The sequence below is a fragment of the Intestinimonas sp. HCP28S3_D6 genome (assembly GCF_052065695.1).
Taxonomy (GTDB): domain Bacteria; phylum Bacillota; class Clostridia; order Oscillospirales; family Oscillospiraceae; genus Intestinimonas.
This window is the reverse complement of sequence record NZ_JBQHTM010000007.1, coordinates 1-14,190: the sequence shown is the minus strand read 5'-3', so window position 1 is coordinate 14,190 and position 14,190 is coordinate 1. Positions and strand designations below refer to the sequence as shown.

Genomic DNA, 14,190 nt, shown 5'->3' with positions numbered 1-14,190 from the left:
AGGATGCTGAATATGGCTTACACTTACGACGCCCTGAAGCTGGAAAAGGGGATGTACCACGAGGCGGGGAAGAGCTTTACCCAGGTGCTGGAGAGCTGTGACCCCAGCGAGGCCTACCGGGGCACCGCCCTGGAGGGTCTGGACGCCTACCAGCGGCAGCTCAAGCGCTTCGATATCAAGGTGAAGGGCACCGGCTCCGACGTGGTGGAGAAGTTTTTCCGCACCTCGGACTCCGCCGTCCTCTTCCCCGAGTACATCGCCCGCTCCGTCCGGCAGGGCATGGAGGAGGCCAACCTCCTCCCCGAGATCACCGCCGCCGTCACCCGTTTTGACGGCCTGGACTACCGCTCCATCACCTCCGCCCCCGGCGAGGAAAAGGAGCTGCGCCGGGTGGAGGAGGGCGCCGCCATTCCCGCCACTACCGTCAAGACCCAGGAGAACCTGGTCAAGCTCCACAAGCGGGGCCGGATGCTGGTGGCCTCCTACGAGGCCATTCGCTATCAGAAGCTGGACCTCTTCTCCGTCACCCTGCGGCAGATCGGCGCCCACATCAACCGCATGCTCCTGGAGGATGCCATCGACGTGCTGGTAAACGGCGACGGCAACGGCAACCCCGCAGAGGTCTTTTCCGTGGGCTCCGGCGATATCGGCGGCTCCTCCGGTACCCTGGACTACGACGCCCTGGTGGACTTCTGGGCCCAGTTCGAGCCCTACGAGATGAATACCCTGCTGGTACCCACCGACGTCATGGTGAGCATGCTCAAGCTGCCCGAGTTCCAGAATCCCCTCACCGGCCTCAACTTCCAGGGCACCGGAAAGCTGGCCACCCCCATGGGCGCCAAGCTCCTGCGGACTTCCGCCATGGAGTCCGGCAAGCTCATCGGCCTGGACAGCCGCTTTGCCCTGGAGATGGTGCAGGGCTCCGACGTCACCGTGGAGTACGATAAGCTCATCGACCGGCAGCTGGAGCGGGCCGCTATCACCGCCATCGCCGGCTTCGCAAAGCTCTTCCAGGACGCCGCCAAGGTACTGGAGATCTGAGCACGGCGGTGAGAGAAGAGGAGGTGAGAGGGTGGACCAGGAGATCCTTGCCCTGGCCATGGTGCTGGGAAATGTGAGCGAGAGCGACCGGCAGCGGCTGGAGGTGCTGTGCAAAAACGCCCGGCAGGAGCTGGAGGGACAGCTCCGGAGCGGGGTGACCGCCCAGGACTGCGGCGACGCCCTGGTGCTCGCCGCCGCCTGGCTGGCCCTGGCCGACCTGCGGACGGGTGACGCCGCCGCCGGCATCACCGCCTTCTCGGCGGGCAATCTCTCCATCCAGACCGGAGAGGGGGCATCCGGCGAAGTCCTCCGGGGCCGGGCCCGCCGCCTGATGGCACCCTATCTGCTGGATGGGGGCTTCTGCTTCCGGGGGGTGAGGGGCTGATGATAGCGGGCGTCCTTCAGGGCCTGCTGGACCGGTACGGCCAGGCGGTCACCGTCCTGGGCGGCGGCGCGCAGGAGCCGGTCGCCGGCCGGGCCTTTCTCCAACCCATTCTGGACCGCCGGGAGGACTGGAAGCAGCGGCGGCCCAGCCCCCTGGGGCTGGCCAGAAAGGACCGGTTCCTCTACCTGGGAGAGCCGGACCTGCCTCTGAGCATGGGGGACAGGGTGAGCTGTCTGGGCGTGGACTATGAGGTCCAGGCCGCCCAGCCTATCTGGGTGGGCAAGGTGCTCTCCCACTGGTGGGCCGTGCTCAGAGTGCGGGACAGAGAGGAAGGTGAGCAGGATGGGCAGTGAGCGGACTGAGCTGGACGCCCTGCGGACCTATATGGTAGACCTCCTGCGCAGACAGGGGGTGAAGGCGATGGAGGCCTGGCCCCAGGAGGAGAGGTCCAGGATCACCGGCGTGACAGCAGTGGTCTCCATCCGCTCCTGCAAGGCCGAGCCCGGCGCCTTCTGGGAGTACCTGGGGGAGGAGCAGGACCCCGACACCGGCACCTGGCGGGAGCGCTACGGCCGGCGGCTGGAGGTAGTCTTCGGCCTGGACCTCTACGCCCCTGGCGAGGGTGGTGGCGGAGCGTGCCAGGAGGGCTTCGACGCCCTGGCCGGAGTCCTGAACACCGGCGGCTCCGGTGGGCTTCGAGTGCGGACCCTGGCCCGGGGCGAGGTGGGCTACGACCAGGACCTGGACGTGCTCAAGTGCCCCGTGGAGGTCCTCTGCCAGGCCTACCTCTACGCCGCCGCCCAGGAGAGCGGCAGCTTTACAGACTTTGTGGTGAAGGGAGAGATCTTATGAATATGACGGACCATGAGCGGCCGGGGGTATATTCCTCCTATGACGCATCCGCCATCGTCAGCGGCAGCGGCGCCGGAAAGACCGTGGGGCTGGTGGGTGTGGGCACCTGCGAGGAGATGGGGGCGGTGGTCCCCATCAGCCGACAGGAGGAGGCGGTGACCGCCTTTGGCGCGGGCACCGCCCTTACGGAGTTGGTGCGGCTCCTCCTCCTCAACGGCGCCGCCGCCGTCCGGGCTGTGGCGGTGACGGGCACTGAGGACTATGCCGCCGCCTTTGCCGCCCTGGAGGCGGAGGAGGATGTGGGCATCGTGGTGTGCGACAGCGAGGAGCTCACCGTACAGCAGGCCCTGCGGGACAGCGTGGTCGCCGCTTCCCAGGCCCGTAAGGAGCGCATCTGTGTGGTGCCCGGCGGCCAGGGAGAGGACGTGAGCGCCCTGGTCACCCGTGCCCAGGCCATCAACAGCGAGCGGGTGGTGGTGACTGCCCCCAGTCCCCAGGCTGGGGACGGCGCACGGGTGGCCGCCGCCGTGGCCGGGGCCATCGCCGGGGAGAGCGACCCCGCCATTCCCCTGGGCGGCGCCGTCCTCAAGGGTGTGGAGGACATCGTCGCCCGGTACACCGACAACGAGATCGACCTGCTGGTCCGGGGCGGCGTCACCGCCGTGGAGAACGTGGGGGGCGTGGTCTCCGTCGTCCGGGCAGTCACCTCACGGACCAAGACCGGAGAGGCCAGCGACATCACCTGGCGGGAGCTCACAACCATCCGCATTGTGGACGACGTGATTCCCACTGTGCGCAACAGTCTGCGCAGCCGGTTCAACCGGGCCAAAAACACCGAGCAGAGCCGGGGCGCCATCCGGGCCCAGGTCATTGTGGAGCTGGACAACAAGGTCAGCCGGCAGATCATCACCAGCTACGACGCCGTTACCGTCTCCGCCCTGGCTGACGACCCCACCGTCTGCCTGGTGGAGTTCTCCTTTACCGTGGCCCACGGCCTCAACCAGATCTGGCTGAGCGCCCACATCACGGTCTGACCGGCCCATGAGAGAGGAGGAAGCACATGAATACGACTGGTTTTCCCACCAGCAGTGACATCTACCTGGAGGCCGACGGCAGAAAGATTGCCGTGGTTCAGAGCTATACCGCCAAGACCACCAAGACCAGCCGGACGGTGGAGGCCTTCGGCGAGGATCAGCCCGTGGCCACCATCCCGGGACAGCAGAACCACGTGGTGGAGCTCACCCGGCTCTACGCCACCGACGAGGCCATCCGGGACGGCATCAACTTCCACGACCTGGAGGACTTTTCCCTGGTGATCTGCAAGCCCGACCGGCGGGTCATCTACTCCGGATGCCAGTGGAGCGCCATTGGTGAGACCGGTACCCTGGGCGACATGGTGGTGGAAAAGGTGACCATCGTGGCCGCCAAGCGGCTGGAGACCACCGCTTGAGTCGGCAGGAGATGAGCCCCTTCCCGCCCTGCGGCACCAGGCGGACGGCGGTCCTGGCCCGGCCCGGTCTGACCCTGCGGGTCCTCTCCGCCTGGGAGGTGCTGGAGGCCCGGCGGGAAGGGCGGGCCATGGAGGAGACGGGGCGGGAGGCCGCCCTGTGCGCCAACGCCTGCCTGCTCTCAAAGGCCCTGGAGCGGGAGGGAAAACCCCTCTATCCAGACGGGGAGGCCGTCCTCCGGGGACTGACCGTGGCGGAGATCGCCCAACTGGCCCGGCAGTGGGCGGAATTCTCCCGGGAGGCCGATCCCTCCCCCCGGGACCCGGAGGCGGTGGACGGCCTAAAAAAAGCCTGGAGCACACGCCTGACGCGCGCCTTCAGTGGCGTGTGCTCCGGACGTTTGGGGCGCTGCCCACCGAGGCGCGGGTCAGAGAGATGACCGACGGCGACTACCTCTGGTGCGCCGTCAACCTGCTGCTGGATGACGAGGAGACTCTCTCCCAGCTGTGTCCCGCCTGCCGGGAGCGGGCGTTGGAGGCGCGCTGCCCCGTGTGTGGTGCGCCCACTGGCGGGGATCAGGTGGGCGAGAACCCCGCCTTCGACCAGGAGCGCTTTGAACAGCTGCGGCGGGGGGTGATTCCATGACAGATTGGCTCGCCTGGATGCTGGAGGAACTGGAGGAGGAAGAGGACCAGGGGGAGGACCTGGACTGGAATGCATACGTCTTGCCCAGATGGCAGGAGAAAGAGAAAAGCTGGGAAGAGGAAAACAGGCGGCTGGGAGAGGCAGTACAGGTCGGTGAAGAAGGAGAGACGGATCGCACCGATACCAGCCAGCCCACCGCCAGGACTGCCGATGCAGACATGCTGAAGGCGGAGACGGAAGGGCGGATCAGCCGGACGGAGGAGGACAGGGAGGGGGCGTCCCTGTCCATCCCTCTGGCGGTGAAACGGGAGCAGACAATGGCACTGGCCCAGGCGGACCGCAGGATGGGGACCGAGCCGGAATGGTCCTGGCAGGAGGGGACACCGGCGGGGACGGGAGACGTCCGGACGGCGGAGCCCGGCCGGAGGGAGCGCTGGCTGCCGGCGGGCGGTATGAGGCTTCGGACAGAGGCCGACCCGGCCGACAGCCCGGGCCGGACCGCCTCAGCCCAGGGGGAGGGATACCTCTATGCCGCAGTACAGGGAGGCGAGTATCTCTATACCGCGGCCCGCCGTGCCAGAGCGGCCGTAGAGCAGGCACGAGTCCTGCAGCAGGCCGGGCCGGTGGTCATCCGGGAGCCGGCTACGGTGGGTGGAAAGTGGCCCACACCGGCAGAGCTGGACCGGATCTTCCAGCGGGATGCCCGGCGCTATGACGGCGGGTTCACACTTTTCTAAGGGAGGTGGTCCGCGTTGAGACTGGCGGCCATGCGCTACAAAAACTATGTCTGGCCCCACAACCCCAGGACCTACACCATCGACTACGAGCGGAAGATGGCGGCACAGAAGGTGCCCTTCGGCGGCTATCACCTGCAGGACCTGGGGCTCACCCGGCGGGTCATGAAGGGTGAAGGCGAATTTGTGGGGCCCACGGCCTACGAGGAGTTCAAACGGCTGGCGTCGGTATTCTACCAGTCCGGGCCGGGCCCCCTCGTCCACCCGGTGTGGCAGGCGGCGGAGGTCTACTTCGTGGAGCTCAGCCTCCGGCAGGAGCCCAGGGCGGACTATGTGAGCTATTCCTTTACCTTCTGGGAAAGCAGTACCCAGACCGACACCACCATCCGGCGGGAGGAAAACGTGGCTGCGGGCAGCGGTACCACGGCAGTCGGCAGAGGCGCCGGACAGACCCATACGGTGGCGGCGGGAGAGACACTGTGGGGCATCGCCCTGGACTACGGGCTGGAGCTCACCGAGCTCATAGCCCTCAACCCCCAGATCAAAAACCCCAACCTGATCCTGCCTGGAGAGCAGGTGACGGTGGGATGATGGAGTGGAGACTCTCCTGCTGGGACGGCACCGTGCTGCTGCTGCCGGAGCCCCTGGAGTGGGAGGTAGAATATACCGCCGGAGTGCCCTGCGACAGCTTCCGCCTGCTGTGCGCCTGGGAGCCGGATGTGGCCAGCGGCGCCGAGAAGGCGGTGACGGTCACCCTGACGATGGATGGCTCAGTCTACTTTAAGGGTATTGTGGACGAGGTGGAGCACCGGATTGAAGGCTCCGGCGGGTATCTGGAGGTGAGCGGCCGGGGCATAGCCGCCCTGCTGTTGGACAATGAGGCCATGCCTGTCGATTATCTCACTGCCACGGCAGAGGACATCCTCCGGGACCACGTAGTGCCCTACGGCATTCAAGTGGGCAGGGTATCCGAGCTGCCGGTGGTGAGCGGCTTCTCCGTCCAGAGCGGACAGAGCGAGTGGCAGGTCCTCTATCAGTTTGCCTGTTACTACGGCGGCATCACGCCACGCTTCGACCGGCAGGGACAGTTGGTCATCGCCCCCTTTTCCGACGGGGAGACCCTGGTCCTCCAGGGGGAGACCGCCGTCACCGCCATCGCCTGGAGGGTGCGGCGCTATGGAGTCCTTTCCGAGATCTGGGTCCGGGACAGGACCCGGATGGCGGTGGAAGAGGTCAAAAACACCGGCTTTGCAGGCCAACAGATCCGGCGGCGGCAGGTCATGACCATGCCGGGAAAAAGCAATTATCAGGCCATGCGTTACAGCGGCGACTTCCAGCTCCGGCAGTCGGCCAAGGAGTTCCAGCGGCTCACCGTTACGGTGCCGGAGCTCTTTTTCGCCTGGCCCGGGGACTTGCTGCGGATGGAGCGGCCCGGCTGGGACTGCACTGGCACTTGGCGGGTGCTGGAGGCTAGGGTGACCGCTGGCGCCGACGGAGGGACCACCACCCTCACCCTGGGGGAACCTGGCGCGGCTATTTAGACAGAGGGGGGGAAGGACGATGTGGCTTTCCAAGCAAAATCATAAGGATAAAATCCGGGAACAGACGGCTGAGGTGGGGATCGTCACCCTGGAGGGTGGCCGGCCGGCCGTCTGTCTCACCGGAGAGCGGCGGAACCTGCCCATACTCACCCCGGGTGGCTATTACTGGCAGCCTGCTGCGGGCGATACCGTACTGGTGCTCAAATCCGGTGCCGACGGGGAACAGGCCTGGGTACTGGGCATGCCGGGAGGAGGGGACCTCCGGCCCGGTGAAGTCTGGATCCAGGGAATCGGAAGCGGCATCCATTTGGATGTCAGCGGGGCGGTGGACCTGCGGGGCATCGTGAAGCTCAACGGAACCAACATCGAAGATATCTTTGAACGAAAGAAAAGTGGGGGGTAGAGGACCATGGCGCTGCTGCTCAAAGATGGCGACTATGTGGCCGACGAGCGGGGGGGACTCCAGACCGTGGAGGGTGCCCAGGATCTTCTCCAGCGGGTCCTCTTCCGGCTCCAGGCCCGGCGAGGGAGCTTCCCCTTCCTGCCAGAGTTGGGAAGTCGGCTCTACCTGCTGGTCCGTGAAAAGCCCGGCGACCGGCAGGCTCTGGCCCGGCAGTATGCCGCCGAGGCCCTCCGAGAGGAGGACGTGGAGGTCACCGGGGTAACCGTGGAGGAGAGCCAGCCCGGCAGGCTTCGGGTAGGGGTGGACATGGAGTGGAACGGTGTGCACCTGGCGGCGGAGGTAACCGTTTGAGGCGAGGGAGGAGTTTGTCGTGAAGAGCGTAGAGGAGATCTACAATGAGATGATGGCGGCCTACGCCGATGCCACCGGAGCCGAGGCGGCGGAAAGCGGCGACCTGGCAGTGCGGATGTACGCCATGGCCGCCCAGGTCTTTGCCCTCTATGTCCAGTGTGACTGGGTGGAGCGGCAATGCTTCCCCCAGACGGCGGAGGGGACGTGCCTGGATATGCACGCCCAGCTCCGGGGACTGGAGCGGCGGGAGGCCACGGCGGCGGAGGGGGTCCTGCGCTTTACCGTGGACACCGCCGCCGAGCAAGACCGGCAGATCGCAGCCGGGACCGTGTGTATGACGGCGGGACTGGTGCGGTTCGAGACGGTGGAGGATGGCGTGCTCCGGGCTGGCACCACTCAGGCCAACGTCAAGGCGGTGGCCCTGGAGCCGGGCAGCGCCGGCAATGTGGCGGCGGGGACCATCCTCACCATGGCTGTGGCTCCGATGGGGGTGAGCCGGTGCACCAACCCGGAGGCCTTTTACGGAGGCACCGACCGGGAGGACGACGAGACCCTACGCGCCAGGGTGCTGGAAACCTACCGCCGGATGCCCAACGGAGCCAACGCCGCCTTTTATCAGCAGGGGGCGCTCTCCTTTGAGGAAGTGGCGGCGGCCACGGTGATCCCCCGGCCCCGGGGCGTGGGGACGGTGGACGTGGTGGTGGCCACGGCGGCCGGTGCGCCTGGTGCCGAGCTGCTGGAGGAGCTGACCGCCTACTTCGAGGAGCGGCGGGAGATCGCCGTGGAGGTCCAGGTCCGGGCCCCCACCATGAAAGAGATTACGGTCTCCGTCCAGGTGGCGGCGGCCGCCAACAAGGACGCCGAACAAGTGCGCACGGCGGTGGAGTCCGCCCTGAGGACCTGGTTTGACGGCCACCGGCTGGGGGAAAACGTGCTGTTGGCCAGGTTGGGGGACCTCATCTACGCCGTGGACGGCGTGGAGAACTACCGGGTGACCTCACCTGAGGCAGACGTGGCGGTGGCTGCCGATGAGCTGCCCCAGCTGTCCGGTCTGACCGTGGAGGCGATGGCATGAGTTACGCGGAGGCACTGAAAGACTTGCTGCGGCCCCTGGGGGTCTATCGCCTGGAGGAGGGCTACGGCGCCGGAGAGCTCACCGGCGTCGGCGCCGGTTTGGACGGCTGCGGGTCCGAGCTGGACCGGGTGGAGCGGGAGATGCTCCTCACCACCGCCCAGGACACCGGACTGGAGGCGGTGGAGAGCCTGCTGGTCCGCCGGCCGGTGACAAATTCACTGGAACGGCGGCGGGCGGCCCTGGCTGCCCTGTTGCGCATCGGCGGGGACAGCTTCACCCTGACGGCCATCAACGACAACCTGGCCGGCTGCGGCCTCAACGCCGTGGCCAGCGAGACCGGCACGCCAGGCTATGTGGAGGTGCGCTTCCCCGATGTGCCCGGCATCCCCGATGGCTTTGAGGAGCTGAAACAGATCATCGAGGACATCCTGCCCTGCCATCTGGGGATTGAGTATGTCTTCTGGTACGTCACCTGGGAGCGGATGGAGGCCCTGTTTGGCACCTGGGGCGACATTGAGGCCGGAAACTACACCTGGGAGACACTGGAAAAGCTGGTGCGGGACACATAGAAGGGAGCGAGAGACATGAGAGCAGAGCAGATCGCCCGTGGGGTGATCCTCTATGAGAAGGACCGGTACGACCTGGAGCAGGAGGCTGTCCTGCTGCTGGCCAGGCAGCAGGCCGCAGTCCTGGCCGATGAGGAGGCCGCCCAGGTGGGCGCCCTCTTCCCGGCGTGGACGGCGGGGACAGCCTACACTGCCGGGGAGCGGATCTCCGATGCCCAGGGAAACCTTTACCGGGTGGTCCAGGACCACACCAGTCAGGCCGACTGGCTTATAGACGCCACCCCTGCCCTATACACCCCCCTGGGGGCAACCACGGAGGAGCCGGACGCCATCCCGGAGTGGGTGCAGCCTTCCGGCGCCCATGACGCCTACAAGACCGGCGACCGGGTGCTCTACCAGGGCAAGGTCTATGAGAGCACCATGGACGGCAATGTGTGGGCACCCGACGTGACGGGCTGGATCGAGGTGGAAGTGTGAACAGACTGAAAGAGGCTGTGTTGGCCGTGGCCGCCATGTTTGGAAGCGCCCTCTCCGCCGCCCTGGGAGGGTGGGATGCCGCCTTACAGACCCTGGTGGCCTGCATGGTGTTGGACTACCTCTCCGGTGTGGTGGTGGCCGGGGTCTTCAAGCGATCTGAAAAGAGCAGCGACGGCGCCCTGGACAGCCGGGCGGGCTTTCGGGGGCTGTGCAAGAAGGGGGCTGAGCTGGCCTTGGTGCTGGTGGGGGCCCGGCTGGACCACCTGCTGGGGGGTGACTGGGCCAGAACGGCGGTCATCCTGTTCTTTATCGGCAACGAGGGACTCTCCATTCTGGAGAATCTGGGGCTCATGGGGGTGCCCTATCCGGCCTTCCTCCGGGAGGCTCTGGATGTGCTCAAAGAACAGAATGACCAGGGACAAAAATAATTGCGAAACGTAGAAAGAGGTCGTCAGTTTCCAATTCGGAATCTGACGACCTCTTTTTATGCCTGTTCATAGCGGAACCGGTGGAAAATATCGATGGCCTCGGACGGCGTCAGGGTGCCGCCGGGGTCCAGCCGTCCTCCCGGGGACCACTCCAGCAGGCCCGAGTCTGTGGCCCAGTACAGGGAGTCGTCCGCCCAGGGGGAGATGTCGACGTAGTCGTTACATTCGGCCACGCCGTCGGGGAGAAAGGTGTCCCGGCCCTGAAGGGCCGCCCAACGACGAAGGAGGACGGCGGCCTCCTCTCGGGTGATGGGGCGGTCCGGCTCGAAGCGACCGCCGCCGGTGCCCAATACCAGCCGCCGCTCCGCCGCCCACCCCACCGCCGTGGAACAGTTGTCATCTTTCAGCACGTCGGAAAAGCCCAGGGCGGCATCTCCGGGGACGGCCCCGGCGCTCTCCCACAGCAAGACTACAAACTCCCCACGGGTGACGGCAGCGGGGGTAGAGGCGGCCCTGGCCCGGGGAAACAGCAGGAGGAACAGCAGCAGTAGAGCGGCGGAAATTCGCATGGCACTCCCTCTTTTCACAGTGGTGTGCCATAAAATACCATTTATTGGGAGAGAGGTCAAGGGGAAGGCTGTCGGGGGCAGATGGGAAATACAAGCTCCCGTCAGGAAAGGCCGGAGTCGTAAATCAGCCGCCCGTCGGCGCCATAGCCCCGGAGGGAGTGGTTGGCGGAGTAAGCGCCGCCGCGTCCCTCCAGAGGGTCCGGGAGCCGGACCCGGGCCAGCCACACTCCCGACCCCATGGGCTGGGCCTGGGCGGTGACCGGGGCGGACTCCATGGGATCGCTGAAATCCACGTCGGTCCCCAGGCGGTAGGTGTAGTTCATGGTCAGCTCCACCCGGACGATGGCGGGGTCCAGGGCACAGATGGCCCACAGATATTCCGAATGAAGAAGAAAGGGTGTGCCGACCGGGCGGCTCCCAAAGGGACCGTCTCCCCGAGCCAGCACGGCGGCGGCCAGCGGGGCTTCCTCGGTGGGGGTGAGGACCCGGAAGGAGTAGTACGGCGGGTCGTTCCCCCGCCATAGGGGGCCGGGGGCCTGTTCCAGCACCGAAAAGGCGAAGGAATCGCCGGAGCGACCCGCCATCCAGGCGGAGAAGTCGGCGCCGCTCTGGTTGGAGTAGCCCTTCTCAAAGGTGACCTCCCCCTGAGCCACGATCTCCCCGGGACCGAAGCCGTGGGCGGTCTCCAGAGCCCGGTAGGCCAGTTCCCTGGTGGGCCAGGCCCAGCCGGTGGCCCACCAGGCCAGGAAGAAGGTCAGGACCAGAAGAATAAGGCTCAGAACCAGACGGACCCGGACAGGAAGGGGGCGCAGGGACTGTTTCATGTGTGTTCTCCTCCTTCCAGCGCGACGGTAAAGGTGATGCTCCCACGGTCGGTGTCCAAGGTGAAGGTGAAGCGGCGGGCGGCGGGGTCGGGGTCCTCCAAAAAGACCCGGCAGAGGTCCCGCAGGCGTCCGCCGGTGCTCAGAAAGGAGACCTGGTCGGGGCCATAGCGGTTGCCCAGATCGTCCACAGCGGAGCAGGGCTGACCGTCCGGGTACAGACTTTCCAGCCAGGGCTGAGGATGGAAGGTGGAGACCAGGAAGGCCAGCCGGGTATCGCCGTTCTCCTGGGCCAGGAAGAGGGCCTCCCCGGCGGGGGAGAGGCGGTAGGGGCCGATGGCCCCGCCGCCGGTGACGGTGCCGGTGGTTTGGACGGTGTCACTGTCGGTGAGGACGTAGCGGTCCATGATGTACTGGGGATCTCGCTCCTTCAGGGCATAGCCCAGGTCCTCCAAAAGGGCGTTCACAGAATCACCGTTCCCGAAAAAGGAGCCAAGTCCCAGACAGAGGGCCAGCACCAGAAGGGCAATGGCAACGGCCCGGACGGCGTGGTAGATCCGCCAGGGCCAGGGGGAGTGAAGGACATCCAGGGCCTTCCCCAGCTCCTCCGGGTCCCCCATGGCGGCCACGGCGGCCTCCTCCGCCTGGTCCCGACCCATACCCTCTGCCATGAGGGCGGCCTGGTGGTCCTGAATGTGGTCGGAGAGCTCCTGCCAGACGGCAGGGGCCTCCCACTTGCACCGGAGCTGCCCGGTGACGAGCTCACAGAATTGGTGGCGGTACATGGAGACCCTCCTTTCACTGGGGGATATAGGTATAGACCAGTTCTCCGGCGGCGTCGTAGCCACGGAGGACGATGTAGGTGCCGCCGCCGGTCTCCTCCAAGGTGATGGGGGCAAGCCACAGGCCGCTGCCCGGTTCGGTCTCCGCCGCCTCCACGGTGACCCCGTGGTGGAGGCCCCAGTCCGGGTCCTGTTCCAACTCGTCCCGGTTTACCAGGTCCATGGTCACCTCCACCCGGACGATGTCCGGGTCGGCGGAGGCCACCAGCAACAGGTATTCCCAGCCGGAGGTCCCGACCATGCCGGAATTGACGGTGTAGATGGGGTCGCTGACCAGGAAACCGTAGGCAAGAGGTTTTTCCTCGGTGGGGGTGAGGACCTGATAGGACCAGAAGAGATCATCGGTGCTCCGCCACAGGAAGCCCCACTTGGGCCGGAGGACGGAGACGGCGTAGCGGCCATCCCGCTCACTCACGACAAAGTGGGTGCCCGGCTGATGCATGGGGGAGGCTTCCTCAGAGCGGGTGATCTCCCCCTCCGCCACGATCTCCCCTCGGCCGAAGAGATGCTCCCGCTCCAGGGCTCGGTGGGCCAGGGTCCGGGTGGGCCAGGCCCAGCCGGAGGGCCACCACAGCAGAAGGAGGGCCAGGACCAGGAACAGGGCGGAGAGCCCGGCCCGGAGGCGGATGGGCAGGTCCTCCCAGTGCTCCCACAGTCTCATGTGGACGCACCTCCTTCCTCCAGAGTCACGGTAAAGGTCAGCCGCTCCCCGGCGGCGGCCACGGTGAAGGTGAAGCGTCGGGCCTCCGGGTCGCCGTCGTAGAGGGAGAACTCCTGATAACCCAGGAGCCGCCCGCCGGTGGACACCGAATAGGTGCCCAGATCCTCCGGGCCATAGGTGTTGCCCCGGTCGTCCCGGGCGGAGAGGGCGTACCAGGGGATGTCCACGTCATCCAGCCAGGGCTGGAAGTGGGTGGTCTTGACCAGGAAGGTAAGCCGCAGTCCGCTGGGGTAGACGGTGCCGTCATCGTATGTATGGTCGGGACGGTAGACCAGAAGGGCCTCCCCCTGGGGGCGGAAGGTATAGTCACCCAGCCTGCCGCCGCCGGTGACGGTGCCGACGGCCCGGACCTCCTCCTCCCAATTCTCCCGGAGCAGGTCCTGAGCGACGGAGGAGGCCGTGGCGGTGGGGAGGAACCGAGGGGAGGGCAGGTCCTCAGTCATCAGGTTCTGGAGAGTCAGAACTACGGCCAGCACCAGAGCGATCTTGCAGCACCGGGCGCATAGGAGAGAGATCCGCCAAGGCCAGGGAGAGTGGAGGGCGTCCAGGGCCCTGCCCAGAGTCTCCGGGTCGCCCATGGCGGCCACGGCGGCCTCCTCGGCTTCCTCACGGCCCATGCCGCCGGAGAGAAGGGCGTCCATGTGGTCCTGGATGTGGTCGGAGAGCTCCTGCCGGACGGTGGGGGCCTCCCACCGACACCGGAGCTGCCGGGTGACGGTATCACAGAATTGTCGGCGGTCCATGGAACACCTCCTTGCAGGTCCCGGGCAGCAGGTCAAAAGAGGCGTCCATCAGGCCAGGGCGGGGGCGCAGCCCGCCAGGATGGCGTTTACCTTCTCGGAGAACTCCACCCACTCCTTCTTCTGTTCCTCTAGAGCCCGCAGGCCCTTTTTGGTGATCCGGTAGTATTTCCGGGTCCGGCCGGTGTCGGCCTCCTTGGTGTAGGACTTCACCGCCCCCTCCTTCTCCAGACCGTGGAGGATGGGGTAGAGGGTCCCCTCCTTCAGGGTGAAGGTGTGGTCGCTCCGGGCATCCAGCTCGGCGATCATCTCATAGCCGTACTTGTCGCCAGTGGAGAGCAGGGAGAGGACCAGTAGGGTGGTGCTGCCGGAGAGCAGATTTTTGTCCGCCTTCATGGAAGTCGCTCCTTTCTGTCAAGATCAAAAATACCTCGGCTTTCTAGGGAATCTCTGATTTAATCCGCACTACCATAAAGGCTCCGGATGTGGGATAATAACACTATCAACGCAATGGTGGTGTATGGGGATGAAGAAACAGGAAACATTTACGG

General features: G+C 66.2%; 23 protein-coding genes. 17 read left to right on the top strand and 6 right to left on the bottom strand.

From position 1 onward, the window contains the following. The first annotated feature begins 12 nt into the window (after positions 1–12). The 17 genes from ACTNBK_RS03965 to ACTNBK_RS03885 are packed head-to-tail and all read left to right on the top strand — an operon-like array spanning position 13 to position 9,946. Complete coding sequence (locus ACTNBK_RS03965) at positions 13–1,041, top strand: phage major capsid protein (protein WP_441143811.1); 1,029 nt, start codon at positions 13–15, stop codon at positions 1,039–1,041. A gap of 31 nt (positions 1,042–1,072) precedes the next feature. After that, positions 1,073–1,426 (top strand): hypothetical protein, encoded by a 354-nt coding sequence (locus ACTNBK_RS03960; protein WP_441143809.1) that lies wholly within the window; start codon positions 1,073–1,075, stop codon positions 1,424–1,426. Beyond that, on the top strand, positions 1,426–1,779 hold the full coding sequence (locus ACTNBK_RS03955; protein WP_441143807.1) for a hypothetical protein: 354 nt from the start codon (positions 1,426–1,428) through the stop codon (positions 1,777–1,779). Before ACTNBK_RS03960 ends, ACTNBK_RS03955 begins: the two co-directional genes overlap by 1 nt. Further along, positions 1,769–2,278 carry a hypothetical protein gene (locus ACTNBK_RS03950; RefSeq protein ID WP_441143805.1) on the top strand — a complete coding sequence of 170 codons (510 nt, stop codon included), beginning with the start codon at positions 1,769–1,771 and terminating at the stop codon, positions 2,276–2,278. The genes ACTNBK_RS03955 and ACTNBK_RS03950 overlap by 11 nt, the downstream gene beginning before the upstream one ends. Then, positions 2,275–3,312, top strand: coding sequence for a phage tail sheath subtilisin-like domain-containing protein (locus ACTNBK_RS03945; RefSeq protein WP_441143803.1), 1,038 nt, complete (start codon positions 2,275–2,277; stop codon positions 3,310–3,312). Before ACTNBK_RS03950 ends, ACTNBK_RS03945 begins: the two co-directional genes overlap by 4 nt. Before the next feature lie 26 nt (positions 3,313–3,338). Continuing rightward, a complete protein-coding gene (locus tag ACTNBK_RS03940; protein ID WP_441143801.1) occupies positions 3,339–3,728 on the top strand; it encodes a hypothetical protein in 390 nt (129 codons plus the stop codon). Then, on the top strand, positions 3,725–4,165 hold the full coding sequence (locus tag ACTNBK_RS03935; RefSeq protein ID WP_441143800.1) for a hypothetical protein: 441 nt from the start codon (positions 3,725–3,727) through the stop codon (positions 4,163–4,165). Before ACTNBK_RS03940 ends, ACTNBK_RS03935 begins: the two co-directional genes overlap by 4 nt. After that, positions 4,162–4,371: a molybdopterin oxidoreductase gene (locus tag ACTNBK_RS03930; protein ID WP_441143798.1), complete on the top strand. Its 210-nt coding sequence runs from the start codon at positions 4,162–4,164 to the stop codon at positions 4,369–4,371. The genes ACTNBK_RS03935 and ACTNBK_RS03930 overlap by 4 nt, the downstream gene beginning before the upstream one ends. Beyond that, positions 4,368–5,108, top strand: a complete 741-nt coding sequence (locus tag ACTNBK_RS03925) for a hypothetical protein (RefSeq protein ID WP_441143797.1) — start codon at positions 4,368–4,370, stop codon at positions 5,106–5,108. Before ACTNBK_RS03930 ends, ACTNBK_RS03925 begins: the two co-directional genes overlap by 4 nt. A 30-nt stretch (positions 5,109–5,138) precedes the next feature. Continuing rightward, the gene (locus tag ACTNBK_RS03920; protein WP_441143943.1) at positions 5,139–5,696 is read left to right on the top strand and encodes a LysM peptidoglycan-binding domain-containing protein; all 558 of its coding nucleotides are present in this window, start codon (positions 5,139–5,141) and stop codon (positions 5,694–5,696) included. Then, positions 5,693–6,646, top strand: coding sequence for a hypothetical protein (locus ACTNBK_RS03915; protein ID WP_441143795.1), 954 nt, complete (start codon positions 5,693–5,695; stop codon positions 6,644–6,646). Before ACTNBK_RS03920 ends, ACTNBK_RS03915 begins: the two co-directional genes overlap by 4 nt. Positions 6,647–6,665: 19 nt before the next feature. Continuing rightward, positions 6,666–7,049 carry a hypothetical protein gene (locus tag ACTNBK_RS03910; RefSeq protein ID WP_441143793.1) on the top strand — a complete coding sequence of 128 codons (384 nt, stop codon included), beginning with the start codon at positions 6,666–6,668 and terminating at the stop codon, positions 7,047–7,049. A gap of 6 nt (positions 7,050–7,055) precedes the next feature. Then, on the top strand, positions 7,056–7,400 hold the full coding sequence (locus tag ACTNBK_RS03905) for a hypothetical protein (protein WP_441143791.1): 345 nt from the start codon (positions 7,056–7,058) through the stop codon (positions 7,398–7,400). A gap of 19 nt (positions 7,401–7,419) precedes the next feature. Next, entirely contained in the window at positions 7,420–8,475 is a 1,056-nt protein-coding gene (locus ACTNBK_RS03900; RefSeq protein ID WP_441143790.1) for a baseplate J/gp47 family protein, read from the top strand. Next, positions 8,472–9,044: a DUF2313 domain-containing protein gene (locus ACTNBK_RS03895; RefSeq protein ID WP_441143788.1), complete on the top strand. Its 573-nt coding sequence runs from the start codon at positions 8,472–8,474 to the stop codon at positions 9,042–9,044. The genes ACTNBK_RS03900 and ACTNBK_RS03895 overlap by 4 nt, the downstream gene beginning before the upstream one ends. 15 nt (positions 9,045–9,059) lie before the next feature. After that, positions 9,060–9,518 (top strand): carbohydrate-binding protein, encoded by a 459-nt coding sequence (locus ACTNBK_RS03890; RefSeq protein ID WP_441143786.1) that lies wholly within the window; start codon positions 9,060–9,062, stop codon positions 9,516–9,518. Next, entirely contained in the window at positions 9,515–9,946 is a 432-nt protein-coding gene (locus ACTNBK_RS03885; RefSeq protein WP_441143784.1) for a phage holin family protein, read from the top strand. The genes ACTNBK_RS03890 and ACTNBK_RS03885 overlap by 4 nt, the downstream gene beginning before the upstream one ends. Positions 9,947–10,002: 56 nt before the next feature. Here the strand turns inward: ACTNBK_RS03885 and ACTNBK_RS03880 are convergent, their stop codons facing one another. The 6 genes from ACTNBK_RS03880 to ACTNBK_RS03855 form a co-directional block, all read right to left on the bottom strand. Further along, positions 10,003–10,515 carry an S-layer homology domain-containing protein gene (locus tag ACTNBK_RS03880; RefSeq protein WP_441143782.1) on the bottom strand — a complete coding sequence of 171 codons (513 nt, stop codon included), beginning with the start codon at positions 10,513–10,515 and terminating at the stop codon, positions 10,003–10,005. A gap of 101 nt (positions 10,516–10,616) precedes the next feature. Then, a complete protein-coding gene (locus ACTNBK_RS03875; RefSeq protein WP_441143780.1) occupies positions 10,617–11,339 on the bottom strand; it encodes a hypothetical protein in 723 nt (240 codons plus the stop codon). Next, positions 11,336–12,121, bottom strand: coding sequence for a permease prefix domain 1-containing protein (locus ACTNBK_RS03870; protein ID WP_441143778.1), 786 nt, complete (start codon positions 12,119–12,121; stop codon positions 11,336–11,338). Before ACTNBK_RS03870 ends, ACTNBK_RS03875 begins: the two co-directional genes overlap by 4 nt. Positions 12,122–12,134: 13 nt before the next feature. Beyond that, a complete protein-coding gene (locus ACTNBK_RS03865) occupies positions 12,135–12,839 on the bottom strand; it encodes a DUF5044 domain-containing protein (protein WP_441143776.1) in 705 nt (234 codons plus the stop codon). Further along, on the bottom strand, positions 12,836–13,642 hold the full coding sequence (locus ACTNBK_RS03860) for a permease prefix domain 1-containing protein (RefSeq protein ID WP_441143774.1): 807 nt from the start codon (positions 13,640–13,642) through the stop codon (positions 12,836–12,838). Before ACTNBK_RS03860 ends, ACTNBK_RS03865 begins: the two co-directional genes overlap by 4 nt. Positions 13,643–13,690: 48 nt before the next feature. Further along, positions 13,691–14,035 carry a PadR family transcriptional regulator gene (locus ACTNBK_RS03855; RefSeq protein WP_130848475.1) on the bottom strand — a complete coding sequence of 115 codons (345 nt, stop codon included), beginning with the start codon at positions 14,033–14,035 and terminating at the stop codon, positions 13,691–13,693. Between the last annotated feature and the right edge of the window lie 155 nt (positions 14,036–14,190).